Origin of the sequence: Corynebacterium sp. HMSC08C04, assembly GCF_001807495.1 — a bacterium.
Classification (GTDB): Bacteria; Actinomycetota; Actinomycetes; order Mycobacteriales; family Mycobacteriaceae; genus Corynebacterium; species Corynebacterium simulans.
Map to the genome: position 1 here is coordinate 76,601 of NZ_KV789215.1, position 22,832 is coordinate 99,432.

Below are 22,832 nucleotides of genomic sequence, written 5' to 3' on the forward strand. Positions count from 1 at the left end.
AAGACGAAACCCCGGGCCTCCACGTGGGAGACCCGGGGTGATTCGCGGCTAAAAATTAGTGGTGATGGCCATGAGAAGCAGCGGGAGCTTCTTCCTCAGCTGGCTTTTCCACTACGGATGCCTCGGTGGTCAGAACCATGCGGGCAACGGAGGTGGCGTTAACCACTGCGGAGTGGGTGACCTTAACTGGGTCGATGATGCCCTGCTCCAGCAGGTTGCCGTACTCCAGGGTGGCGGCGTTGAAGCCGTGGCCGTTCTCGAGTGCGGAAACGTGGTCAACGATGACGGAGCCGTCCAGGCCAGCGTTCTGCGCGATCCAGTAAGCCGGGCGGGTCAGCGCGCGGGATACGGAGAGCACGCCGGTCTTGGCCTCGCCCTCGAACTCCTCGGCAAACTTTTCCAGTTCCTTGGAGATCTGCACGAGTGCGGAACCGCCGCCTGCGATGACGCCCTCATCGACGGCCGCGCGGGCAGCGTTGATGGCGTCCTCGACGCGCAGCTTGCGCTCGTTAACCTCAGTCTCGGTAGCAGCACCGACGCGGATGACGGCAACGCCGCCGGAGAGCTTCGCCAGACGCTCCTCGAGCTTCTCGCGATCCCAGGTGGAATCGGTGCGCTCGATTTCGCGGCGCAGCTGCTCGCGACGCTCTTCCACAGCGCTAGCTTCGCCAGCGCCGTCAACGATGACGGTGTCTTCCTTGGAAACCGTCACGCGGCGGGCAGAGCCCAGCACCTCGAGGCCAACCTCGTTCAAGTTGATGCCTACCTCAGGATCCACAACGGTGGCGCCGGTGACAACAGCCAGGTCATCCATGAAGCCCTTGCGGCGCTCGCCGAAGTACGGGGCCTTCACTGCGGCAACCTTGAGCACCTTGCGGATGGAGTTAACAACGAGTGCCTGCAGCGGCTCGCCTTCCACATCTTCCGCGATGATCAAGGTAGGACGCGACGACTCAGCAATCTTCTCCAGCAGCGGCAGGAAGTCCGGCAGAGAGGAGATCTTGTTGCGGACGAGGAGGATGGCTGCGTCGTCAAGCACTGCGTTGTAGGTCTCTTCTTCCGTAGCGAAGTACGGAGAAAGGTAGCCCTTGTCGAAGGAAATGCCCTCGGTTACGTCCACGGAGGACTCGATGGACTGGGACTCCTCGACGGTTACAACGCCGTCCTTGCCCACCTTGTCCATGGCGCCGGCGACCATCTCGCCGACCTCTGGGTCACGGGAGGAAACGGTTGCCACCTGCGCGATTTCCGACGCCGAGTTCACCGGCGTTGCACGCTTCATCAGCTCTTCAACGGTCTTTTCCGCCGCCGCAGCGATACCGCGGTTTAGCTCAACTGGGTTGGCACCAGCGGCAACGTTGCGCAGGCCCTCGAAGATAAGCGCCTGGGCGAGCAAAGTTGCGGTGGTGGTGCCGTCACCGGCGATGTCGTTGGTCTTCACGGCCACGGACTTCACCAGCTGTGCACCGAGGTTCTCAAAAGGCTCCTCGATGTCGATGTCACGGGCGATGGTCACGCCGTCGTTGGTGACGGTGGGGCCGCCGAAGGCCTTGGACAGCACAACGTTGCGGCCGCGGGGACCGAGGGTGACCTTGACTGCGTCAGCAAGCGTGTCAACGCCGCGCTGGATGCCCTCGCGAGCTTCCTGGTCAAATGCAATCAGCTTTGACATGAAGGCCTACTTCTCGATGACTGCGAGCAGGTCACGTGCGGACAGCAGGAGGTACTCCTGGCCGTCGTACTTCAGCTCGGTGCCGCCGTACTTGGAGAAGATTACGGTGTCGCCCTCGTTGACTCCGACCGGAACGACCTCGCCCTTGTCATTGGTGCGGCCTGGGCCGACGGCGATGACGGTAGCCTCCTGCGGCTTTTCCTTAGCGGAGTCTGGGATAACCAGGCCGGAAGCGGTGGTGGTTTCTGCTTCTACGATCTGGACGAGAACCTTGTCCTCAAGTGGCTTGATGTTTGCCATGGTGATTCCTCCGAAATTTGAATCAGTTAGTTGTATGTGCCGGTTGTGGATGTCCAGCACAGCCGTCGTCGCGGGTGAACAACTGTGGGTCAAACAACCTTCCTAGCACTCTACCCTTGCGACTGCTAACCCTCAACAAACTCCGGAGGCGCGGCGAAGCCTATAAAACTTAGACGGACTTTTCAGAATTGATGACCGCCGCGCGCCAGAGGCCATACTCTTCTGGGTAGTCTTCGCGGTAATTGCTAACGGCACGGATACCGTGCTCGACTGCCTCGATGACCTCGTCGAAGTTCTCAGACTCACCGTCTGCTTCGACGAAGATGACCGGACCACTAATAGCGCGGATTGGGTCCTGCAGGAATGCCGAGTTACCGGTATCGGCAGCATTGCGCGCCAGGGAGGCAACCGGATTCGGCTCCGCGCCCTCCGCCTTGGCATTGGGGTTAAAAAGCGCGGCATAGGTGGAACCGTCGTCTTGGAACACGACGGCGACGCGGTCTTCGGTGGTGCCGCCCAGGAACTGGTTGGCGTGCTCAAGATCGAATTCGATCTTGCGGCGGGTCAAATCTGGATTAACGAGAAAACCGGTGGTCATGATGGGGTAAGGCTCCTTCAATAGCCAGTAGGGCAATATCGCTTCCGCACATTACCGTCGCTTTAACTACCCCGCATCCGGAGGAAGGCAAACTTTTGGTGAACGTTAGTCTGCGCTAACGAGCGGGACTTCAACCTCAAGCTGGGTATCGGTGCCGCACGCCAGGCCGGAAGGCTCCGCCCCTTCATGAATAAGCTGCGCCGCTACGGCCGCAATCATCACGCCGTTGTCGGTGCACAGCTTAAAACGCGGCACCCGCAGCTCGATGCCCGCCGATTCACAACGCTTGGCCGCCAGTTGCCGCAGGCGCGAATTCGCAGCCACGCCACCGCCCAGCAACAGCACCTTGGCGCCGGTGTCCTGGCAGGCCCGCACGGCCTTCGCGGTCAGCACATCCGCCACGGCCTCCTGGAAGGAAGCGCAAATATCCTCGATGGATACGACGCGTCCTTCCTTCTCCGCCTTTTCCACGTACCGCGCCACGGCGGTCTTCAAGCCGGAGAAAGAAAAGTCATGGCGATGCACGCCGCGCAGATCCTCCGCACGCGAAAGGCCCCGCGGAAAGTCGATGTTGGCCTCGCCTTGCGCAGCCAGCTTGTCGATGACCGGTCCTCCCGGATAGCCCAGCCCCAAAAGGCGGGAGACTTTGTCGTAGGCTTCGCCGGCGGCGTCGTCAAGCGTGCTGCCCAATTCCTTCATGGGCTTTCCCACCGCCTGGGCCTCAAGCAGCTGGGTGTGGCCGCCGGAGACCAAAAGCGCCACTGCGTGCGGCAGCTGTTCACCTTCGAGGTTGGCCACTGCTACGTGCCCGCCCAAGTGATTGACGCCGTAGAAAGGCACGCCCCAGGCGGCCGCATAGGCCTTCGCCGCGGAAGCGCCCACCAGCAAGGCACCCGCCAGGCCCGGCCCCACCGTCGCGGCAACGGCATCCGGCTTGGAAATCCCCGCCTCCTCCAGTGCTGCGCGCATCACCTGCGGCATAGCCTCCAGGTGGGCACGCGAGGCGATTTCCGGAACCACGCCGCCGAAGCGAGCGTGCTGCTGCATCGACGAGGCAACGCTGTCAGCCAGGATTTCCATATTGCCGTCCGCGTCCAGCTCGATGATTCCTACACCGGTTTCGTCGCAGGAAGACTCGATTCCGAGGATTTTCACTTCGCGGTCCTTTCGCTTTTACGCGGGCGGAACATAGTGTGCGCGTCCGCGCCTGAAGGTTGATAGTAATTGCGGCGGATGCCGGTCTTAATAAAACCGTAGGCTTCGTACATGGAAATGGCGGGATCGTTGCCCACACGAACCTCGAGAAAAACCGGGGCGTCTTTCAGGTCAGCGATATAGACGATGTTATCCATCATCATCCTGCCCACCCCACGGCGCTGCATCGCGGGATCGACGCCGATGGTATGAATTTCGAATTCCGGGTCGGTAACAGGTCCCATCATGCCGATGCCGGCATAACCAACCAATACGTCCTCGTCTTCCACGCCTAGATAAAAGGTGTGACCGTGTGCGATTTCCTGCACGAAGGCCTCCGCCGGCCACGGCCCTTCCCCTGCAAAAAGCACTTTCTCCAGCTCCGCGCAGCGCTGCGCATCGACGGCGGTTAGTTCGCGCAGCTTCACAGACTTAGCCCGGAAATGTCGGGAAGGGCGGCTGAGCGCGGCTTTGGCTTCGGCGGCACGGCGTCTGGACGACGCAGGTACAGCGGGGTCAACGGAGCTGGCGTCGCGGAAAGGTCGGCGACGGCAACCAAACCGGCCGGGCGCGGATTCGCCGCCACGTGCGGCAGCGCCTGCAGGGCCTCGGGCAGCTTTTCAACCAGGTTACCTGGGATAACTACCGCTTCCACCTCCACGGCTATCTCGCCCGGCTTGACGACGCCCGGGCCTTCCACCCGCACGCCTTCTGCATAGGTCGCCCAGTAGATTTCCTTACGCCGTGCATCGGTTGCCACGAGGATGCGCCTATCCGCGCCGTGTTCGGCAGCGATGGCGTCGTGGGAGCAGACGCCGTGGACCGGGATACCGAGGGCGTCGCCAAGCGCGGATGCGGTGGCCATGCCTACGCGCAAACCCGTAAACGGGCCCGGGCCACACCCCACGACGATTGCGTCCAAATCGGCAAAGCCCATTCCCTTTTCCTCCAGCAGGCGCTGGATAGTGGGAATCAACTGCTCGTTATGCGCGCGGGTATCGGTGATAATCCGCTCGCTGACCGCACCGGATTCGGTATCTACTACACCGGTAACCAGGTCAGTCGTTGCGGTATCAATGCTTAAAACCAGCATTAGGCGCCCAGCTTCCAGGTATCGCCTTCCTTGATAAATGGCAGCAGAGACTGGGTGGCAGCAGGCTGCAACGGCTGGCCCGTCGGGCACAGGTCGATCTTTTCGCGGTTGAGCTTCTCTGCGTAGAACTCATTGTTGCCGCCGATGGCAACGAAGTAGTTGGTGTCCGCGTCGACGTCTTCATCAATGCCCAAGGCTTGCGGGTCGATGCCGTACATCTTCTTGATCTCATCCAACTTGGTGCCAGCGCAGATGGTGGTCATGCCCTGCCAGTTACGGCCCAGAACCTCGCTCGGAGCGACGGCGCTGACAGTCAAGTTGGTCTTATCGAGGGAGTCGACAGCGCTTTCTAGGGTGCGCTCCACGGGTGGCTGCTCACGCATGCTCGACAGCGCAATCATCGCGCCCAGGGCGATGATGAACAATCCGATGAGGAATGTGGTGATGAATTGACCGACCTTGGTCATATTGAAAGCGCTCCTTGCACGTCATATGGGGGGTTAGTTGACCCCGCTTATCCTACAAGAAGGCAGTTAACCTACCCAGTTCCAGGTAAACACGCGAGTATCGTCTGCGGCCTCACGGTTGATGTTGATCAGCAAAAAGGCCTCCGCGAGCTGGTCCATGAAGCCGCCGCCCCACTCGGCGACGACGACGGCGTCGTCAAGCTCGGTGTCCAAATCCAGCGCGTCGAGCTCGCCTAGGGGATCGTCGGAGTGGTCCAGCAGGCGGTAAGCATCGACGTGGACGAGCGACGGGCCGCCGACGGTCGAGCGATGCTCGCGGGCGATGACGAAAGTCGGCGAGGTGACGCGGCCTTTGACCTGCATGCCTTCGGCAATGCCTTGGGTGAAGGTGGTCTTGCCTGCGCCTAGCGGGCCGTCGAGGATGACGAGGTCGCCAGCCTCAAGCGCCGCCCCCAGTTCCTTTCCCAGCTCGCGGGCGGCTTCGGCAGTAGCTACCTGCTTTTGGCCCTGCTGCGGAAACTGGCTACGCATGCCCGATTCCTCCCTCAAAGTGGCGGGCAGTGCGGCCAGTGGGACGGCAGATGATTTCGTAATTGATGGTTCCGGTGGCCTCCGCCAGATCCGTCGCGCTCAGGCCGCCTTCGCCGAAGATAATGGCTTCGTCGCCTTGCTCGACGCCGTACTCGTTCTCACCCAAGTCCACGACAATCTGGTCCATGCACACGCGGCCCACCTGTGGGTAAAGCTTGCCGCCGATGCCGACCTTAAGCCTGCCCTGAAAGTTGCGCGGCAAACCGTCGGCGTATCCGCACGGAATCGTGGCCAAAAATCCCGGCTTCTCGGCCTTCCACGTGAGGTTGTAGCAGGTGCCCTCGCCTGGCTGAATCGGCTTGACGTTGACGACGCTCGCCGCCCAAGTCATCGCCGGCTTCAAGCCGTGCTCGAGGCCGGGGATCGGCTCCAGGCCATAACAAGCCAAGCCCGGACGGACCATCTCGAAATGGGAGGAAGGTCGGTCCAAAACAGCCGGGGAATTGGCCAAGTGATTTACTGGGCATTCCAGGCCTGCAGCCCGGGCCAGCTCCAGCGCGCGGCGAAAGTTAGCTTCCTGCTCGTCGTTGAAGGGATTATCTGGCTCATCCGCGCACGCAAAATGCGACATGAGGCCTAGAACCTCGACCTGCGGGGCGTCGCGAAGCAATGCGAAAGTAGCATCCCAGTTCGCTTCCTCCACGCCGGAGCGATGCAGACCGGTTTCAACCTTGATATAAACCTGCGCCGGAATCTCCGATTCCACCAAGCGGCGCGCGTGTACCAAGGAGGGCACTGCAATGTGGATGCGGCATGCCAAAGCCTCCGCGATTTCCTGCGTGGAGTCCCAAATCCACGCCGCAATCGGCTGATCGATTCCGCTGCGCCGCAGCTCAATGGCCTCTTTGAAAGTCGCCACACCGAAAGCATCCGCACCCGCACGCGCCATCACTGGCGCGACTTCTTTAACGCCGTGGCCATAGGCATCCGCCTTCACCACGCACATGAGCTGCGCGGGAGCCACCTTTTTCTTTAACAAAGAAACATTGTGGGCGATGGCGTCAAGGTCGATTCTGGTACGAAGCATGGGTCTATTGTGCCACTGCACTGGTGTGCAGGACTAACGCAGCAGCACGCGGCGCGGATTTCTCGTGCGGTTAAAACGCAAAATCCGGAAGCACCCACCATAAGGCGAGGGGTACTTCCGGATTTAAAGCGAGCTTTTACTCGACGGTGACGGACTTAGCCAAGTTACGCGGCTGGTCGACGTCGTAGCCCTTTGCGGTGGCAACGCCACAGGCGAAGATCTGCAGCGGAACCGTGGCCAACAGCGGCTGCATCAGCGTCGGGGACTGTGGAATGCGGATGACGTGGTTAGCATATGCCTCCACAGCATCGTCGCCTTCTTCAGCAATAACGATGGTGATTGCGCCACGGGCACGGATTTCCTGGATGTTGGATACGACCTTGGAGTGCAGGGAATCGCGGCCACGCGGGGAAGGAACGATGACGAAGACCGGCTGGCCCTCCTCAATGAGCGCGATTGGGCCGTGCTTGAGCTCGCCGGCAGCGAAGCCCTCGGCGTGCAGATATGCGATCTCCTTCAGCTTCAGCGCGCCCTCAAGCGCAACTGGGAAGCCAACGTGGCGGCCCAAGAAGAGAACGGACTCGGCGTTTTGCATGGAGTTAGCAAGATCGGTGACCTGCTTCTCGTTGTCGATGACTGCTTGGACCTTCTCCGGCATATCGCGCAGCTCCTGCAGAACCGCGTTTACTTCGTCGGCGAACATGTTGCCGCGCAGCTGCGCCAGGTACAGGCCGAGGAGGTAGGTCGCGGTGATCTGCGCCAAGAAGGCCTTGGTGGAAGCAACGGCGATCTCCGGGCCGGCGTGGGTGTACAGCGCAGCGTCGGCCTCGCGAGGGATGGAAGAGCCCTGGGTGTTGCAGATAGCGATCACCTTGGCACCCTGCTGACGGGCGTGGCGCACCGCCATCAAGGTATCCATGGTCTCGCCGGACTGGGACAAAGCGACGACCAAGGTCTTCTCGTTGACGATCGGATCGCGGTAGCGGAACTCGTGCGCCAGCTCGACCTCGGTTGGGATACGGCACCAGTGCTCGATTGCGTAACGCGCAACGTGACCTGCATAAGCAGCGGTACCGCAGGCGATGACGATGATCTTATCGATGGACTTCAAAACCGTCTCATCGATGTGAACCTCGTCCAGGGTCAGCTTGCCTTGGCCGTCAAAGCGGCCGAGCAGGGTGTCACGTACAGCAGCTGGTTGGTCGTGGATTTCCTTTTCCATGAAGGAGTTGAAGCCGCCCTTTTCTGCGGCAGCTGCGTCCCACATGATTTCGAATGGCTTGCCCTGTGCAGCGTTGCCTTCGTAGTCGGTGATGGAAACTTCGTCAGCAGTGATGGTAACGACCTGGTCATTTTCCATCTCGACGGCGGACTTGGTGTAGTCGATGAAACCGGAGACGTCGGAGCCCAAGAAGTTCTCGCCCTCACCCAGGCCAATGACCAGCGGGGAATCGCGGCGGGCGGCAACAATGCGGTCAGCCTGCTCGGAGTGGATTGCCAGAAGGGTAAAAGCACCTTCCAGGCGCTTGCCGGTCAGCTGCATCGCCTTGGTGAGGTCACCCGCAGCTTCATTGTGGAAAATATCGCCCAGCAGGGTGGCCGCAACTTCGGTGTCGGTCTCGGAAACGAAGTTATAGCCCTTGGAGGTCAGCTCGGTCTTCAGCTCAGCAAAGTTCTCGATGATGCCGTTGTGAACAACTGCCAGCTTGCCGCCGTCAACTACATGCGGGTGGGCGTTCAGGTCGGTCGGGCCGCCGTGGGTTGCCCAACGGGTATGTCCGATGCCCAGGACAGAGTCCTGCAAAGGGCGGGAAGCAATTTCTGCTTCGAGGGCAGCAACTTTGCCGGCCTTTTTGCGCCAGCTAATTTCGCCATCGACGTACATTGCGACGCCAGCAGAGTCATAGCCTCGGTACTCAAGACGGCGAAGGCCTTCCAGCACAACGTCCAGGGCATAGTATTCACGGCCACTGGATGCGTGACCTACGTATCCAACAATTCCACACATAAGCCTCGATCCTACCTCATAGGAATTGGAACCTCTTCACTGCAAAGTTAAAGCTTTTCTCTCACCGCTAACCGCGAAAGAAAACCCGCATTCTGAACCATCAATATGGCTTATCCCCCGCCGCCGTGCTTTCTTCCTCTATTCTGGAATACGTGTCTGCGAATCTAAAGAAGCATCTAGGAACTCTATCCAAGCGTGGCCCCCACCGCGTCCTCGTCGGCGATCTTTCTTATGCCGGCATCAACGGCAAGGTTTATACCCCAGCTGAGGGCAAGGGCCTGCCAGCTGTGGCCTTCGCCCACGATTGGACGAAGAAGGTTAAGAATTACCACGCTACCCTGCGCCATTTGGCTAGCTGGGGCATCGTGGTGGTTGCCCCTGATACGGAGACGGGTATTAACCCGAGCCACCGCAATCTCGCTGCGGACGTCGAATCTGCACTGCAAATTGCAGCTGGCGTCAAGCTGGGCACGGGCAACATCGCGGTATCGCCTTCCAAGCTCGGCATCGTCGGCCACGGCATGGGCGGCGGCATCGCCGCGCTGGCAGCGGTTGATAACCCAAAGGTTCGCGCCGTAGCAGCGCTGTACCCGGCAGATACTGCACCTTCGTCTTATGCAGCGGCTAAGTCCATCACGGCTCCGGGCCTGATTATCGGTTCCGAGCGCGAGGATCTTTTCCGCGCCGGCAACCCTGCGCAGCTGGCTGACAACTGGGGCGGCGAGGTGGCTTACCGCGAGCTGGCCAAGGGCACCCAGGCTGGTTTCACTGAGGATCGCCTCTTCAAACTGGCCGTCGGTTCCGGTGCGTTCCAGTCAGGCCCGACTGAAACCGCACGCGCTTTGGTCACCGGCTTCCTGCTGTCGACGCTTGCAGGTGAGTCCAAGTACGACGGTTTCGCCGAAGCTGATGCAAGCGCTAAGGGCGTGAAGAGTATTTTTGGTGAAGAACTGCGCAAGAAAGCCGGTATTCACCGCTAACATTCGCAGTCACTGCACCGCCTAGCCAGTCCGCACAACGCGGGCTGGCTTTTTATTTACCGCTATTGGTTGCGCCGAAGCACAGATTTGATTTGCCCGCTTCCGCGGCGCTTGCCGTGGGCTGGGAAGGCGGAGTGCTGACGCGGCTCGCTTGCCGACGCCGCCTGCCCCGCGTTCATCCTTGCCCTCGCCGTTGCTTTTTCAGCGGACTTTTCGAGTTCGTCTTGGGCTTGTGCCATTGCCTTTTCGAATTCGAGGAGGCGAGCGGCAGTCCGCTCCCTAAAGCCGCGCGCAAATTCCGCGAACTCGTCATTTACTGCTGCCATTACCACTGCCCTGCCTTCCGTGCGTGAACTGTTTTATCTTCTGGTGCTGGTGCTGGTTCAGGTGCTGGAGCCGGCTCTGACGGTGGCGGCGGCGCTGGTGCGCCCGCTGCCTGCATGTGCGCAACCTTCTCCGGCGGCGGTGTAGGCTCTTCTACTTCCGCAAGCTCTGGCGGAGGTGGAATGACGCCATCCTGCGGCGGCTCAGGCGCCGGTGGTTCTGGCGCTGGCGGCGGACATGGTTCCGGCGCTGGCGGTTCAGGTGCCGGCGGTTCAGGCGCTGGCGGCGGTTCCGGGCATGGTTCTTCAGGAATCGGCATATTCTCAAGGCACTCAGCTGCAGCGGCAGCCAGCAATCCCACGCCGATGATGGCAATGCCGACGCCCAATGCGCCGAGGCAACCACAGCACGACTGCTCCGGTGGACATTGTTGGGCTACCCGTGTGGTTTCCTGCTCACACTCGACTATCTCTTGCTCACACTCAGCTGTCTCCTGCTTAGTTTCGGCGTCATGCTGTACTTCGGTGTCCTGCTGGACTGTAACCTGCCGCGGCTGTTCCTCCGGACACGGCGTCTGTGCAGGTTGGATTGGCTCGAGCGCCACCGGCGCCTGCGCTGGCTGCGTACAAGGCTGCCAACAGGAGCTGCAGGAGGCGGGCAAACCGGCGACTGCGGCGGCGGTGTCGCAACCGGTGGCGCTACAGATGGAACTGTAGGCGGCGCAGTAGGCGGCACGGGAGACGGTGCAGGATTCGGTGCAGGATTCGGTGGAGCTGGTGGTGCACCAGCGGGAGTGGTGCAGGTAGGCGGTGTCTTCGAAGGTGGTACTGGAGCATCGCACACTTCGGCCGGCGGTGTTTGGGCAGGCTGCGTGGTATCGGCAGGCGGCTGGCCGGTGACGGTGGGCGGGGCGGATGGACAGGGGGCGTCGGCAAGCGGTGGCTCACAACCGCGCGCGGGCTCGGGCGGAGTCTTAGGGAGCTCGCGCTCGCAGACCTTGGAACAGCACTCCTCGAACTTGTCGTAGCACTGCTCGATTGCGGAATCCCGGTCGCGACAGGTGGTCATCACCATGTCATTGGTTTGCTCGATGACGTTGGCGCCGATAGACGAAATAATCGGGACGATGAAGCGGCCGAGTGGGTGCTTGGAGGCGATCATCGTCAAGATGTTGAGCAACGGCACCACCGCGGAAAACAGCTCCGTCAAAGAAGTATCCGAAACACCGACGATGTCCTCGATGGCATTGGAACACTGCTGCGCCTTACCGGTTAGCTCATCGGCCTCGTCGCGCTCTTGCTCAAAGTCCTTCTGTACTCCGCCGAGGTGATCCATCAGGGCATTTCCCGCGATGCTCAGCACCGTTCCCACTAGGAAGCCTTTCAGCCCACCGCCACCGCGGGCAGGCCGGCGTCCGCCCATCGCGGCGGAAGTACCGCGCACCAGTTCCTGTGGCTTGATTCCATCGACGGAACCAATCATGCTGCCCAGCAAATCTAGTGGCGTGCTGGGGCCTGCATAGCTGCCCTGGCTGGCGGCCTGAAACTGGGAGACGGCCTGCGAATAATCCCCTAACAAAGACTTCGTGGTGCTCATCGGACCCCACCGCCAAAGGATGGCTCCACGTGGGTAAGGCTTGCCGCGTTGGCCTCGTCCAAGGCAGAGAATTCCTTAATCTGGGCGCGGGCAGCCTCCGCGGTGGCGGTGATGTTATCCAAGCGCCAGACACCGCGCGAGTGCAGCCTTTCCAACATGGCCTGGATGCGCGCGCCTTGCCCGGCAAAGTCGCGGCCTGCCGCCGCCGGGGAAAAGGCGGGAACATCCGCCATGTAGGCGCTGCGCTGGGCTTGGTTTTCCTCAATCACGCGGTTTAAGCGCTGGGATACATCTTGCTCGTCGAAAAATACGTCAGTCACTGTGGGCACTCCTTGGCCTGCCAAGATTCATTCTTGCCCTTATTGGACTGTCCACAACCGCCTTCGGTTCCCCACTAATTGCAAAAGCCAGCCCACCACGGAAAATTCACCGCACAGGCTGGCTTTTAAATTATGCGCAAAGGCTGCTTATACAGCAGCAACGACAGCTGCAAGACGTCCTGCTACCTTGCGTGCCTGCTCTTCTTCAGCTGCCTCAACCATCACACGGAAAAGCTCCTCCGTGCCAGAAGGACGCAGCAAAACGCGGCCGGTGCTGCCGAGCTCAGACTCGGCCTCAGCGATTGCGTCCTGGACTTCCTGGGAAGCCATGATGCTGGACTTATCGGAAACCGGGACGTTGATAAGCACCTGCGGCAACACGGTCATCACGGAAGCCAGCTCCTGTAGCGACTTACCGGACTTAGCCATGCGAGCCATGATGGAAAGGCCGGTCAGCGTGCCGTCGCCAGTGGTGCAGTCATCCGGCAGCACCAAGTGACCAGACTGCTCACCACCGAGCGAATAATCGCCGCGGTTGAGCTCTTCCAAGACATAGCGGTCACCGACGGCGGTCTCCTTGACCTCAATTCCCTGCTCCTGCATGGCAAGCTTCAGTCCGAGATTGGACATCACCGTTGCAACGAGGGTGTTGAAACGCAGGTCATTTTCTTCCTTCATGCCCACTGCCAGAAGGGCCATGATTTGGTCACCGTCGACGACGTTTCCCTCGGCGTCGACAGCCAGGCAGCGGTCAGCGTCGCCGTCGTGTGCCAGGCCGAGGTCAGCGCCGTGCTCGACGACGGCCGCCTGGGCCTTCTCGATGTGGGTAGAACCGCAATCCTCGTTGATGTTGAAGGCGTTCGGCTTATTGTGGATGGCAATGACCTCAGCACCCGCGTCCGCGTACGCCTTCGGTGCGACCTTGGAGGCGGCGCCGTTTGCTGCATCCACAACGACCTTGATGCCGCTGAGGTCGGTAGTAACGACCTCCGCTAGGTGCTTCAGGTAGCGCTCGCGGCCGTCTGGTGCCTCGGAGATGATGCGGCCCAGCTTGGTGCCCGTTGGACCATGTTCGGTCAGCGTCTCCATGGCGGCCTGGATCTGATCCTCGACGTCGTCAGGCAGCTTCTTGCCGCCTGCGGAGAAGAACTTAATTCCATTGTCCGGCATCGGGTTATGGGATGCGGAAATCATCACGCCCAGGTCTGCCCCATAATCATCGGTCAGGAAGGCAATAGCTGGGGTGGGCAAAACGCCCACCCGCACGACGTCGACGCTACGGGAGGCCAGACCGGAAGCAATAGCAGCATCCAGCATCTCGCCAGAGACGCGGGGATCGCGGCCGATGATGGCCAGGGGCCGCCGCTCGTAGGACTCGCGGTTGGCGGTAAGCACTTCCGCCGCTGCTTGTCCCAGCTGCAGAGCCAAGATTGGGGTGAGCTTCGAGTTCGCAAGACCGCGAACACCGTCGGTTCCAAAAAGTCGAGTCATGGATCCAATTATGCACGTTGGCCCCACCACCACGCAGCATGAGGTAAGCCTTGCGGGGTGCGAAAACGGCAAAAGCCGCTGCCTCCAAAAGGAAGCAACGGCTTGAGCTGTACGTAAGCGAAGGATTAACGCTTGGAGTACTGCGGGGCACGACGTGCCTTGTGCAGACCAGCCTTCTTACGCTCGACGGCACGTGCGTCACGGGTGAGCAGGCCAGCCTTCTTGAGGGCAGCGCGGTCAGCCGGGTTGTAGACGTTGAGTGCACGAGCGATAGCCAGACGCAGAGCGCCTGCCTGGCCGGTCGGGCCGCCACCTGCAACGGTGACCTTGATGTCGAACTGGCCTTCGCGCTCAAGCAGGGTCAGCGGCAGGAGGATGTCCTGCTGGTGCAGCTTGTTCGGGAAGTAGTTCTCGAAGGAACGACCGTTAACGGTGATTTCGCCGGAACCAGCAACGAGGCGAACACGAGCGACGGCGCGCTTACGGCGACCGACGGTCTGGATCGGGCCCTCGTGGATCGGAGCAGCGGCCTCAGCCTCTGCCTCGGTGGAAGTAGCGATGGAATCACCGATGGTGTTGGTGAACTCCTCGGTCGCAGTGGTTGCTGCAGCGATGTCGGCAGCGTCGGCTACGTTGTTGTCAGCGTTTGCGATGTTCTGCTCGGTCATTACTGTGCCACCTGCTTAAACTCGAAGGTCTCCGGCTTTTGACCGGCGTAAGGGTGCTCCTCACCAACGAAGACGTGCAGCTTCTTGATGGAGGCGTCGGAAAGCTTGTTGTGCGGCATCATGCCCTTAACAGCTTCTTCGATAACGCGAACCGGGTTGGTGTCCAGGGACTGACCAAGAGTCATGGACTTCAGGCCGCCCGGGTAACCGGAGTGACGGTAGCGCATCTCGCGCTCGCGCTTGTTAGAGGAAACGTGGATCTTGTCCGCGTTCAGGATGATGATGTGGTCGCCGCAATCAACGTTCGGTGCGAACTGTGGCTTGTGCTTACCGCGCAGCATGTCTGCAACGGTGGAAGCAAGCTTGCCCAGTACCACATCGGTAGCGTCGATGACGTACCACTTGCGGGTGATGTCACCGCTCTTCGGGTGGAAAGTAGACAAAATGACTCCTTGAAAGTCTGTCTGAGGACTGCCGGCCAACGCTATGAATGCCCAAACGCTTTGCTACAGCGGCCGGTGGGGACCTGCAGAAAACGCGCGCTATAAAACAGCGCGAACACATAGGGCTATAACTCTACTCGGGCGCAGCTTAAAACCCAAAACGCCGCTAAAACGCCAAAAGTCCCCTGCCCCACTAAAGGCTGTTGCCAAAAGTAGTGCAAGGAACTTTTCCACAACACGCAGCTGGTTGCGTTCGCCTCCTGAAACCCCTGCTCTAACGGTGAAATTCTGGGCCCGGCTGCGCGCTTGTGCGCGTGAAAGCTTTTACCCCCAGCTTGCAGCTGCGCGGCGGTTGACGTCGCTCATTGCGTCGTTGCCCTGCGAGACGGTCTTCGAGATGGTGGCCAGCACGGTGTTGAGCTCCGCCGCTGCCTTATCCCACTTAGCCTGTGCTTCGTTATATGCAGCAGCCGACTCGCCTTCCCACGTAGCAACCATCGGCTGCAGGGTGGATTTCAGGTCACCGAGCAGACCGTTGATGCGGCCGGAGGTGGAGTTGATATCAGCGGCAGCGCCGGCGATGGCACCAAATTCGTACTTGATGGCAGACATGCTTTCTTCCTTTTCTTCTTGTCCAGTATTTGCCAATGATGTGTGTTTAAAGCGCGAGGCCCGCGCCGCCGACGTTGCTGAATGCCTGTGCGTTGGTGGCCTCGACGTCATCGAAGTGACGTGCGTTGTCACGGATATTGTCAGAAATCGAGGTCAGTGCCTCGCGCAGCTGCTGCGCCGAGGTGTTGTAGCGCTGCATCAGGTTGTCGAAGGAGACCTGTGCACGGCCGTCCCAGTTAGCTCGTACAGAATCCACTACGCCCTGGAGACGAGTCAGTTCCCCCTGCACTTCATCGTTGGTGGTGTCCACGCGGCCAGCGGTGGCCACCATTACATCGGCTTCAGTCTTGAACAGCTGAGTCATTTCTTGCCCCTCCCTTTGGGCTCAAGTGGTGTGTATTTCCCCCGAAAAAGCCGAGTGCGGCTTTCTCATCTTTATTGGACTTTTATTGGACTGTCCTTTTCCGCAAGCGGTTCCCACAGCGCCAAATTTTTTAGATCTTTTTGACCAGCGATTCCACGGCCATGCGGCAGGCAGCCTTTTGCACCACGTTGGCCTCGTACCTTGTATGACAACCCACGGATAGCTGATGGTCCTTGTCAGCCCACGTCATCCACGCGATCTTGGAACCATCTCCGGGGTCTTCTGTGTAAGAAAGCCGGCCTGCTTCTTCGTGAGCCTCGCCTAGGGCGGGATCGGCCTCGATTTCGGCATGGAGTTCCTTCAAGAGCATGTCGGCTGGCACTGCATAGAGTGGATCGGCTGCAAGCAGAATTCGCAGGTTGGGGTCTTCGCCAGTTGCCGTGACGAGCCCGTCTTTGACCTCCGTTTGAAATCCAAGGGGCAAGACCACGTGCATGCCCTCAACATCGAGTTCTTTTTGGCCCGGCGCGAGTTCCGGCTGTGCCTCATCTTCCGTGTTAGCGCTCATGCTTTCTTTTGCAGAAGCGCTTGGCGATGCCTCCTCTTCCGAAGGCACCGCCTTCGCCGCTGGTGCAGTCTCGGTACTTCGCCCCACTGCCCACCATGAAAGGACAGCGACAATGAGCACGATTGCCGCTATGGAGGCGTAGAAGGGATCGAACCAGCCCGGCAGCGCCACCTTGCTTACAATGCCGTCCTTTTTAACGCGTAGTTTTTCTGGCTTAAGGCTGGTGTTATCACCGGATTCTTCGCCGTTATTTGTTCGCAACATTTGTGCCGGTTGTCCGGCTGAAAATTCAGCGTTTTCTACCGCTTCATTTTCTAGTGGCCCACTCTCTAGCGGGCTGGGTTGCGAGGCAGGCCTCACACAGTCTTCTTCCTCACTGGGAGCTACGGATACTCCGGTTACAGCGAGCTGGCGACGCAGAATTTCTGCCGCTTCGAAAGATACGGCGGTACCGGAAATATCAACGATCACCTCGGCGTTAACCTGCGGCCATTGCGGGCCGCAGATTTTCGTGCATTGTTCCACGACGGCGTTTAACGCCCAGCCTTCGACGATGCCCGTGCCTGGCAGATCATAACGGTAGACGGTTTCAGGGCCTTCAAAGATGGTGGCAGCATCCAAAATGGTAACGACGAGAGTTTCGGTTTCTGTCCAACCAGTAGCGGGATTGTCGCCGGTCAGGATGGAATTCATGAGTCATTCTCCTGGTTTGGTTCGGTGTAGAGAGATTGGGCAATGCCGATAAGCGCCCCGCGGACGGACCATTGGCCCCGGCCAGCTGGTTGGACCGCTGGCTTAAGTCCGAAGATGGTGCCCTCCTCGCGATCGGAATCGAGAAGGAATACCGCCGGCTGCAGGTCACGTACTGCAGAGAGGAATTGGCTAAACAAGGCGCGCGAGATTCCGCCAGACTTGCGGCTCATGATGAGGTGGAGGCCAATGTCCCGGGCATGCGGAAGTAGTTCAAGGAGCGGCGCCAAAGTGATCTCGCTTATGAGCTCAAGGTCCTCAATGACTAGATAGATCTCCGGCCCCTCCCACCACGAGCGGGCCGCCAACTCGGACGGGGTCACTTCCGCGCCGGGCATTCGGGCTTCCAGGGTGCGTACGGTATCGCTGATGACTTGTTGGCAGGCGGCGGTGTTTGCCGCGTAGGCCGCGACCATCTCAGGGTTGAACTCCCCCAGGTGGGCGCGGCGCTGGTCCAAAACAACCAAGCGGGCTTCCTCACGCGGGAATGCCTCGATTCCACGAACCAGGGTGCGCAGGAAGGTAGATTTTCCAGAGCCTTGAGAGCCCACGCAGACAACATGCGCAGTCGTGTCTGGGTTCCAATAAAGCGGCTCGAGATCCGGTCCACCAATTCCCCATGGGATACCAGCTTCTGCATTTTGAGCGGGTACCTCATCAAGCCTATCCGGCAGCATCTTCAGAGCCGGGGCAGGAAGTGAGTCCGCATGCAGGCGCCCGACGTGAGCGATGTCCTGATTGGCAGTTACCGCAATGAGCATGTTCTCGCCTTCCCCAGTAAGGCCCCGCCCCGGCGCGCTCGGCAGTTTTTGTTGGGCCTTTCGGTCGATTAGCGAGTCCATCGCCTCGCCGAGGCGCAGCTCCAATCGTTGAGAAATAAGGTCACGCACGTTTGGCCGCAGGCTGGTCCAACGGTTCGTGCTTACCGCCACATGGATATTGGCTGAGGCACCATCGGCAACGATGCCGGTGATAGCTTCGGATAAATCCTCGTATTCCGCACCAGCCGTACCAATGTGGTGCCAGCCATCGATGACCAGAAAAGTATGGGTCTCACTTGGACACCGAATATGCCCTGCTACTTCATCCACGATGCGGCGGACCTTTTCGGGTTCTGCACGTCCAGCCACACCGGCGACATGCGGGAGACGCTCCAACGGAGCCAAGTCCCCGCCGCCTAAATCGATGACGTAGAAGCGCACCTGCGCAGGAAGGTTCAGCACCGCCAAGGTGCTCACTAGACTGCGCAACGCCATGGATTTACCCGATTGCGGCCCGCCGCAAATGGCTAGATGGCCGCCTTTTTCTGCAAGGTTTACGAGGAGGCGATCCTGGCGCTGGTGATATGGCCTATCGATGATGCCGAGCGCCGCTTCTAGGTTCGGCGGTCCTGCTTGTTCTGTCAATTGCTCGCGGGTATTGCCCACCACCTTGGAAAGCTCCACTACATCAGGCAACGGCGGCAACCAGATGCGATGTGCTTTCTGCTGACGGCGTTGTGCCTCGCTGGCGGCGGCGGAGACCACGGCGTCGAGAAGCGTTTGCGTATCGTCCACCACCGTCTGCGTATCAGGTTGTGCAGGCTTTGCATCCGCATCCGTATTTTCAGGCCAGCCATTGAAAAGGCTGACTCGCCCGCGCGCGACATGCGCAGCTGCCTCGCCTTCCTCGGAGGAACTGACAGCCACGGGAATTTGGCGTTCAACCGGCCCCGATACATAGGTGGCCTGGAAGCTCACTGGGGCATCGGCATCCGTCTTGAGATAGCCCGCGCCCGGCTGGGCTGGCAGATGATAAGCATCCGTGACGCCAAGTACCTGACGGGATTCGGCTGCGGAGAAAGTTTTCAAACCGATGCGATAAGAAAGGTGCGAATCCAGCCCACGCAATCGGCCTTCCTCCAGGCGCTGTGATGCCAAAAGCAGGTGCACATGCAAAGACCTGCCCAACCTGCCCACCGCGACGAAAAGCTCCGCGAAATCAGGATGCTGCCCCAATAGCTCCGAGAACTCGTCGACCACGATGACTAGCGCCGGCAACGGACCGAATTTTCCAACCGCAGACGCCGAAGCATTGAAGGCATCGACGTTGGCGAAGTTACCCGCCGCACGCAGCAGCTCCTGGCGGCGATTCATCTCGCCGGAGATAGCATCGTGCATGCGCTCTACTAGCGTGGATTCATCCTCCAGGTTGGTAATCACCGCCGAGGTGTGCGGTAGCGAATCACAGCCCAAAAAGGTGGCGCCACCCTTGAAATCCACGAGCACCAGGTTCAACTCGGCCGGCGTATGTGTGGCCGCCAAAGACGTCACGAGTGTTCGAAGGAGCTCGCTCTTACCAGAACCTGGGTTATAGGTACGATACAGTAACCCCGTCTACGGGCAGTGGACGAAATACTGCGCGTGGTAGACATACTGATTGATGTGGGGGCTTAGGGGCTTACTTTTAACCCTGCGCTAGAAAATAGGAAAATTTAAAATATTTTATGTACCGAAGTTTCTAAATTTTCCTGATTTGGTATGTAGAGCCGTAACCCAAGCCCTCAAAGCCCCTCCCCGATACACTCGAGGCTTCCGACATTGACAGGTGCAGCGTGCTACCAAGATTGATATTGTGATCCGATCCCCACACACAAACAACTTGACACGCTTTTTCAATCGCATCAATCTTAGCCTTATCAGCCGGATTTCGTCGTGCCACAGTAGTCATTCTACTGTCCATCTCCTCATGCAGGTTAGGCGCCCACACACAAACCATCAGACACTCTCTCCGCGAAACTTCCACAACCCAAAAGGAAAACCCCCAGGGAGCAACCCTGGGGGTTAGTCAGGCGCTGCAATCACCTAACTAAAGACTCTCTGTTCAGTGGGTTCACATTGAAATGTGGTGGTGATAACCCATCATCACAGTTTCCTTGAACAACACACATACACCATTGTTTTGTTCGTCCCCATTATGTGTCAAGGACGGACCACTCTGCAACTGCATTAGCACGACGCAACCACCCTAATCGTGTTTTTCATCGGGGTTCCTGCTCTGCAGGTGATGAAGGCCCCGCGGAACATGGGAGAGTTCACTAAAAATAAAACCACTTGGAAAACGACATGACTAAGGAACGGCAATGGCTGGCATTGTGCATGAAGCCCAGGACACGCACCTGTGCGCGTTGTTTATTGGGGCGCACGGGGATACTGGAGACTACGAGTACGCACTAGACGCCGCCAACAGTGCAGCCAAACACCTGCAAGCAATACTGGCGGAACTTCCTTCAACTTCCCCACTGGCCCGCGACGCCGGCATACTCGCCAAGTTTGTGCGCGCGACACAGAGGAATCTGGCCCAACAGTGTCCTGCAGATAACCCGGACGAACTTCTAGGCTTAGCCACCAGTCTCAAAGAACGGCTGGAAGACTCTCAATAAAAGGAAACTCCCCCAGTGCTTCTCGTCGTTGGAAGCACTGGAGTTCAAATTGTGGAGGCACCTTTAAATTCTAAAGGGTAGAAGGAATTTCAATATAGTTTAATTAACTATATTGAAATATAAGTTTAACTAAAATTTAAACATGAAAGATATTTATTTATTCTCATATGATGTATGCTGCATGTTAACGTCGGAAAGTTATTGAAATTGCCCTTTCTATTTCTGACAATTCTGTAGATTTATGATCTAAAAAGGGTATTTTCCGGCGATTTCCAATAGTTACTTCACGTCAACGAGCCAGGAGGAGGTATCATGTTGAAATCTGCTTCCAAGATTATGTCTTTCTTTGCAGCCGGCACCATTTTGATTGGGTCTGCTTCTACTGCTACCGCTGTCGATATGCCACATAAGGAAGCTAATGCTTCAAACAGTACTTGTGCAGCGTCGAATGGCCCATCCAACACGAAGGATACAACCCAGTCTCCAGACAAAGCGGAACTTCTAAAAGACGCTAAGGAAAATGTCAGTAAGGGAAAAATCCATGCTCATGGTGACGCCGATCGCCTAGATCTCGACAATACAAAGGTTACGACGGTAAAGAGTGATGACGGAGAAAGCTTTGATCTCGTTACTGTACCTTATTCGAACGAGGGAGAATATAATTACCTCAGTAACATAACCGTTGCCTACAAGACGGAAGATCATTCGTCTCCAATTGGCCAATCGGAGACGCTTTATACAAAAGGCTCTGACAACAAGTTTAACGTCCAAGTATTCAAGGATGATCAGCTTGTTAAAGACGAAGGCCTTGACATTGACTACGTTGACGGAGCCACCCTTCAGGCTAACCAAAATGTCCCAAAGGCCGATCCTGACACCCCTGAGCTACAGGGCTGGGGAGAGAAGACCGCGTGCATTGGTGCCATTCTTGGTGTTAATGGAGTGGTTGCTGGACTGATCGGTTCGACTTGTGTAACAGCCTGTGGTGTAGAGCCTATCGGCGCGGCGGTATGTGCAGCCTGCATTGGAGCGATTGCCACCATCGGCACCGGCGATATCGCCGGTGCCATCGAATGCTTTAAGCTTTAGTTGAGGGGTGCGGAATGAAAGCTGCAATTCTTTTCTTTGGTGCTTTTTCTGCAGCGCTGGTCGTTGTCCTGCTGCCAAGGTGCTTTGACGATCCTAGTACCTTAGAGATTGGCGCCATAGCATTTTTCTCTTTGCTGTCCGTCGGCTTTTTGATGTTGGCGAGAGCTATGAGTGCTGAGCGCTCTGGCAGGAAATGACTGGCTCCCTGCGCCACATAATGCAGCTAGCTTTTCTCTCACCGCTGTTACCTGTTCTTTTGGTGTTTGGCTCCCTTTTTATAGGGATGAAGTTTGAAAGTACTCTGTTGATGGATAGCGGTCGAGAGGGACTTCCTGCTGAAATGATTTCTCTAAAATCTTCGAGCAAAGTTGTGCAACAAGACGACCGGGTTGGACAACTTTGGATAAAAGAATCGGAGAAAACAATGAAAAAGCGATGCACGGTCAATCACCTGAGAAATGGTTTTTGGATAACCGCACGTCACTGTGTCCAAGGACTCAATGGTCAGAGTGCTTCGGGATTCATTAGGCAATATGACGGTCAAAGCGCGAAGGTGGAAGACGTATATACTAAGGGAGAAACAGAAGATGTTGCATTGATTAAAGTTTCTGACGGAATTAATGCTGATTCTTTTGAGCTACCCACAAAGTCCTTAACCTTTAATGATGAAGCTAGTTTGATTGGGTATGGGGGATACCATGATTTCCCCTCCACAGCTGAGGTTCGTGTAGTTGCGTACTATGATAAGTACTCATTTGAAGCAGGCAGCTTTTCCAACATTCTCCAGAGCGTTGCTACTACCGACGCCTGGTCGTGCTCTGGAGACTCCGGCGGTGCAATATACTCCGGAAACACTATTTATGCTGTCCATACAGCAGGAGGAGCGAATCCCACTTGCCAAGACCGTAGGGGTGGGAAGATGTGGCACTCAGATATCTTCCCGTATGCTGATTGGATTAATTCCCTTATGAAGGAGACGCAGGATAGCAGTGAAGGTTACCGTTAATCTTGGGAAGATTCTCCTTTGGGAACCAAAAGAGCGGAAGATGCCAAGATAGTTAGAGCGCATGTTTCGGACTTATGCAGATTGGGTTTAGATGGATCTAGTTTTCCGCCTAAACCCAATCTGCATCTTTTTGCGGACTAGATTTCACGGCTGTGCTTATTTCCGGCAGGTTGACGGATCTTAATTCTTGGCTTCCAGTGACAAAGGAAACTCCCCAGTGCTTCTCGTCGTTGGAAGCACTGGGGAGAAG

Annotated in this window: 26 protein-coding genes and 1 pseudogene; 7 read left to right on the forward strand and 20 right to left on the reverse strand. The window is 58.1% G+C overall.

Annotated features, from left to right (window positions below):
* Nucleotides 1-55 precede the first annotated feature (55 nt).
* The 10 genes from groL to glmS all read right to left on the reverse strand — a co-directional run bounded on the left by groL (nt 56) and on the right by glmS (nt 8,950).
* Nucleotides 56-1,672 (reverse strand): chaperonin GroEL, encoded by a 1,617-nt coding sequence (groL, locus tag HMPREF3169_RS07360; RefSeq protein ID WP_070456040.1) that lies wholly within the window; start codon nt 1,670-1,672, stop codon nt 56-58.
* A 6-nt stretch (nt 1,673-1,678) separates the two neighbouring features.
* On the reverse strand, nt 1,679-1,978 hold the full coding sequence (gene groES / locus HMPREF3169_RS07365) for a co-chaperone GroES (protein ID WP_269465448.1): 300 nt from the start codon (nt 1,976-1,978) through the stop codon (nt 1,679-1,681).
* Between the two features lie 163 nt (nt 1,979-2,141).
* Nucleotides 2,142-2,570, reverse strand: coding sequence for a hypothetical protein (locus HMPREF3169_RS07370; protein WP_062042197.1), 429 nt, complete (start codon nt 2,568-2,570; stop codon nt 2,142-2,144).
* A 105-nt stretch (nt 2,571-2,675) separates the two neighbouring features.
* Entirely contained in the window at nt 2,676-3,725 is a 1,050-nt protein-coding gene (gene tsaD, locus HMPREF3169_RS07375) for a tRNA (adenosine(37)-N6)-threonylcarbamoyltransferase complex transferase subunit TsaD (RefSeq protein WP_070456041.1), read from the reverse strand.
* Entirely contained in the window at nt 3,722-4,192 is a 471-nt protein-coding gene (gene rimI, locus HMPREF3169_RS07380; RefSeq protein ID WP_061920604.1) for a ribosomal protein S18-alanine N-acetyltransferase, read from the reverse strand. The genes tsaD and rimI overlap by 4 nt, the downstream gene beginning before the upstream one ends.
* Nucleotides 4,189-4,857 carry a tRNA (adenosine(37)-N6)-threonylcarbamoyltransferase complex dimerization subunit type 1 TsaB gene (gene tsaB, locus HMPREF3169_RS07385; RefSeq protein ID WP_062042203.1) on the reverse strand — a complete coding sequence of 223 codons (669 nt, stop codon included), beginning with the start codon at nt 4,855-4,857 and terminating at the stop codon, nt 4,189-4,191. Before tsaB ends, rimI begins: the two co-directional genes overlap by 4 nt.
* Nucleotides 4,857-5,324, reverse strand: a complete 468-nt coding sequence (locus HMPREF3169_RS07390) for a hypothetical protein (RefSeq protein ID WP_061920600.1) — start codon at nt 5,322-5,324, stop codon at nt 4,857-4,859. Before HMPREF3169_RS07390 ends, tsaB begins: the two co-directional genes overlap by 1 nt.
* A gap of 66 nt (nt 5,325-5,390) precedes the next feature.
* Complete coding sequence (gene tsaE / locus HMPREF3169_RS07395; protein ID WP_061920598.1) at nt 5,391-5,855, reverse strand: tRNA (adenosine(37)-N6)-threonylcarbamoyltransferase complex ATPase subunit type 1 TsaE; 465 nt, start codon at nt 5,853-5,855, stop codon at nt 5,391-5,393.
* Nucleotides 5,848-6,942 (reverse strand): alanine racemase, encoded by a 1,095-nt coding sequence (gene alr / locus HMPREF3169_RS07400; protein WP_070456042.1) that lies wholly within the window; start codon nt 6,940-6,942, stop codon nt 5,848-5,850. Before alr ends, tsaE begins: the two co-directional genes overlap by 8 nt.
* Before the next feature lie 136 nt (nt 6,943-7,078).
* Nucleotides 7,079-8,950 (reverse strand): glutamine--fructose-6-phosphate transaminase (isomerizing), encoded by a 1,872-nt coding sequence (glmS, locus tag HMPREF3169_RS07405; RefSeq protein ID WP_070456043.1) that lies wholly within the window; start codon nt 8,948-8,950, stop codon nt 7,079-7,081.
* 152 nt (nt 8,951-9,102) lie between these two features.
* On the opposite strand from glmS, the gene HMPREF3169_RS07410 reads away from it, so the two are divergent.
* Nucleotides 9,103-9,930: a dienelactone hydrolase family protein gene (locus tag HMPREF3169_RS07410; RefSeq protein WP_061920822.1), complete on the forward strand. Its 828-nt coding sequence runs from the start codon at nt 9,103-9,105 to the stop codon at nt 9,928-9,930.
* A gap of 62 nt (nt 9,931-9,992) precedes the next feature.
* On the opposite strand, the gene HMPREF3169_RS07415 is transcribed toward HMPREF3169_RS07410, so the two are convergent.
* Entirely contained in the window at nt 9,993-10,256 is a 264-nt protein-coding gene (locus HMPREF3169_RS07415) for a hypothetical protein (RefSeq protein WP_061920593.1), read from the reverse strand.
* Nucleotides 10,257-10,275: 19 nt separating this feature from the next.
* Here HMPREF3169_RS07415 and HMPREF3169_RS13525 point away from each other — a divergent pair, with 19 nt between their 5' ends.
* Nucleotides 10,276-10,401 (forward strand): hypothetical protein, encoded by a 126-nt coding sequence (locus tag HMPREF3169_RS13525; RefSeq protein ID WP_256375025.1) that lies wholly within the window; start codon nt 10,276-10,278, stop codon nt 10,399-10,401.
* Nucleotides 10,402-10,467: 66 nt separating this feature from the next.
* Nucleotides 10,468-10,623, forward strand: coding sequence for a hypothetical protein (locus HMPREF3169_RS13255; protein ID WP_210387472.1), 156 nt, complete (start codon nt 10,468-10,470; stop codon nt 10,621-10,623).
* Between the two features lie 96 nt (nt 10,624-10,719).
* On the opposite strand, the gene HMPREF3169_RS07425 is transcribed toward HMPREF3169_RS13255, so the two are convergent.
* The 9 genes and pseudogenes from HMPREF3169_RS07425 to eccCb form a co-directional block, all read right to left on the reverse strand.
* Entirely contained in the window at nt 10,720-11,850 is a 1,131-nt protein-coding gene (locus HMPREF3169_RS07425; RefSeq protein ID WP_070456045.1) for a hypothetical protein, read from the reverse strand.
* Nucleotides 11,847-12,170, reverse strand: a complete 324-nt coding sequence (locus tag HMPREF3169_RS07430) for a hypothetical protein (RefSeq protein ID WP_070456046.1) — start codon at nt 12,168-12,170, stop codon at nt 11,847-11,849. Before HMPREF3169_RS07430 ends, HMPREF3169_RS07425 begins: the two co-directional genes overlap by 4 nt.
* 147 nt (nt 12,171-12,317) lie before the next feature.
* The gene (gene glmM, locus HMPREF3169_RS07435; protein WP_061920587.1) at nt 12,318-13,661 is read right to left on the reverse strand and encodes a phosphoglucosamine mutase; all 1,344 of its coding nucleotides are present in this window, start codon (nt 13,659-13,661) and stop codon (nt 12,318-12,320) included.
* A gap of 125 nt (nt 13,662-13,786) precedes the next feature.
* Nucleotides 13,787-14,329 carry a 30S ribosomal protein S9 gene (rpsI, locus tag HMPREF3169_RS07440; RefSeq protein ID WP_061920585.1) on the reverse strand — a complete coding sequence of 181 codons (543 nt, stop codon included), beginning with the start codon at nt 14,327-14,329 and terminating at the stop codon, nt 13,787-13,789.
* A complete protein-coding gene (rplM, locus tag HMPREF3169_RS07445; protein WP_034656527.1) occupies nt 14,329-14,772 on the reverse strand; it encodes a 50S ribosomal protein L13 in 444 nt (147 codons plus the stop codon). Before rplM ends, rpsI begins: the two co-directional genes overlap by 1 nt.
* 324 nt (nt 14,773-15,096) lie before the next feature.
* Nucleotides 15,097-15,384: a WXG100 family type VII secretion target gene (locus tag HMPREF3169_RS07450; protein WP_061920583.1), complete on the reverse strand. Its 288-nt coding sequence runs from the start codon at nt 15,382-15,384 to the stop codon at nt 15,097-15,099.
* A gap of 46 nt (nt 15,385-15,430) precedes the next feature.
* On the reverse strand, nt 15,431-15,748 hold the full coding sequence (locus tag HMPREF3169_RS07455; protein WP_061920581.1) for a WXG100 family type VII secretion target: 318 nt from the start codon (nt 15,746-15,748) through the stop codon (nt 15,431-15,433).
* 130 nt (nt 15,749-15,878) lie between these two features.
* Nucleotides 15,879-17,009 carry a type VII secretion-associated protein gene (locus HMPREF3169_RS07460; RefSeq protein WP_070456047.1) on the reverse strand — a complete coding sequence of 377 codons (1,131 nt, stop codon included), beginning with the start codon at nt 17,007-17,009 and terminating at the stop codon, nt 15,879-15,881.
* Nucleotides 17,006-19,411 (reverse strand): annotated as a pseudogene (eccCb, locus tag HMPREF3169_RS07465) (type VII secretion protein EccCb); the annotation flags it as partial. The pseudogene eccCb and the gene HMPREF3169_RS07460, both read right to left, overlap by 4 nt.
* 776 nt (nt 19,412-20,187) lie before the next feature.
* Here eccCb and HMPREF3169_RS07470 point away from each other — a divergent pair.
* The 4 genes from HMPREF3169_RS07470 to HMPREF3169_RS07485 all read left to right on the forward strand — a co-directional run bounded on the left by HMPREF3169_RS07470 (nt 20,188) and on the right by HMPREF3169_RS07485 (nt 22,582).
* Nucleotides 20,188-20,487: a hypothetical protein gene (locus tag HMPREF3169_RS07470; protein ID WP_239239153.1), complete on the forward strand. Its 300-nt coding sequence runs from the start codon at nt 20,188-20,190 to the stop codon at nt 20,485-20,487.
* Between the two features lie 312 nt (nt 20,488-20,799).
* Nucleotides 20,800-21,576, forward strand: coding sequence for a hypothetical protein (locus tag HMPREF3169_RS07475; RefSeq protein ID WP_070432356.1), 777 nt, complete (start codon nt 20,800-20,802; stop codon nt 21,574-21,576).
* Nucleotides 21,577-21,590: 14 nt separating this feature from the next.
* The gene (locus HMPREF3169_RS07480; protein WP_070432357.1) at nt 21,591-21,773 is read left to right on the forward strand and encodes a hypothetical protein; all 183 of its coding nucleotides are present in this window, start codon (nt 21,591-21,593) and stop codon (nt 21,771-21,773) included.
* On the forward strand, nt 21,770-22,582 hold the full coding sequence (locus HMPREF3169_RS07485) for a trypsin-like serine protease (protein ID WP_070432358.1): 813 nt from the start codon (nt 21,770-21,772) through the stop codon (nt 22,580-22,582). Before HMPREF3169_RS07480 ends, HMPREF3169_RS07485 begins: the two co-directional genes overlap by 4 nt.
* The last annotated feature ends 250 nt before the right edge of the window (nt 22,583-22,832 follow it).

Coding starts and splice junctions, on each gene's coding strand:
- glmS (WP_070456043.1), bottom strand. CDS start 8,950: ATGTGTGGAATTGTTGGATACGTAGGTCACGCATCCAGTGGCCGTGAA.
- HMPREF3169_RS07370 (WP_062042197.1), bottom strand. CDS start 2,570: ATGACCACCGGTTTTCTCGTTAATCCAGATTTGACCCGCCGCAAGATC.
- rpsI (WP_061920585.1), bottom strand. CDS start 14,329: ATGACCGAGCAGAACATCGCAAACGCTGACAACAACGTAGCCGACGCT.
- HMPREF3169_RS07485 (WP_070432358.1), top strand. CDS start 21,770: ATGACTGGCTCCCTGCGCCACATAATGCAGCTAGCTTTTCTCTCACCG.
- HMPREF3169_RS07460 (WP_070456047.1), bottom strand. CDS start 17,009: ATGAATTCCATCCTGACCGGCGACAATCCCGCTACTGGTTGGACAGAA.
- HMPREF3169_RS07470 (WP_239239153.1), top strand. CDS start 20,188: ATGGCTGGCATTGTGCATGAAGCCCAGGACACGCACCTGTGCGCGTTG.
- glmM (WP_061920587.1), bottom strand. CDS start 13,661: ATGACTCGACTTTTTGGAACCGACGGTGTTCGCGGTCTTGCGAACTCG.
- alr (WP_070456042.1), bottom strand. CDS start 6,942: ATGCTTCGTACCAGAATCGACCTTGACGCCATCGCCCACAATGTTTCT.
- tsaE (WP_061920598.1), bottom strand. CDS start 5,855: ATGCGTAGCCAGTTTCCGCAGCAGGGCCAAAAGCAGGTAGCTACTGCC.
- HMPREF3169_RS07425 (WP_070456045.1), bottom strand. CDS start 11,850: ATGAGCACCACGAAGTCTTTGTTAGGGGATTATTCGCAGGCCGTCTCC.
- tsaB (WP_062042203.1), bottom strand. CDS start 4,857: ATGCTGGTTTTAAGCATTGATACCGCAACGACTGACCTGGTTACCGGT.
- HMPREF3169_RS07390 (WP_061920600.1), bottom strand. CDS start 5,324: ATGACCAAGGTCGGTCAATTCATCACCACATTCCTCATCGGATTGTTC.
- groL (WP_070456040.1), bottom strand. CDS start 1,672: ATGTCAAAGCTGATTGCATTTGACCAGGAAGCTCGCGAGGGCATCCAG.
- HMPREF3169_RS07475 (WP_070432356.1), top strand. CDS start 20,800: ATGTTGAAATCTGCTTCCAAGATTATGTCTTTCTTTGCAGCCGGCACC.
- HMPREF3169_RS07415 (WP_061920593.1), bottom strand. CDS start 10,256: ATGGCAGCAGTAAATGACGAGTTCGCGGAATTTGCGCGCGGCTTTAGG.
- HMPREF3169_RS07455 (WP_061920581.1), bottom strand. CDS start 15,748: ATGACTCAGCTGTTCAAGACTGAAGCCGATGTAATGGTGGCCACCGCT.
- HMPREF3169_RS07450 (WP_061920583.1), bottom strand. CDS start 15,384: ATGTCTGCCATCAAGTACGAATTTGGTGCCATCGCCGGCGCTGCCGCT.
- HMPREF3169_RS07480 (WP_070432357.1), top strand. CDS start 21,591: ATGAAAGCTGCAATTCTTTTCTTTGGTGCTTTTTCTGCAGCGCTGGTC.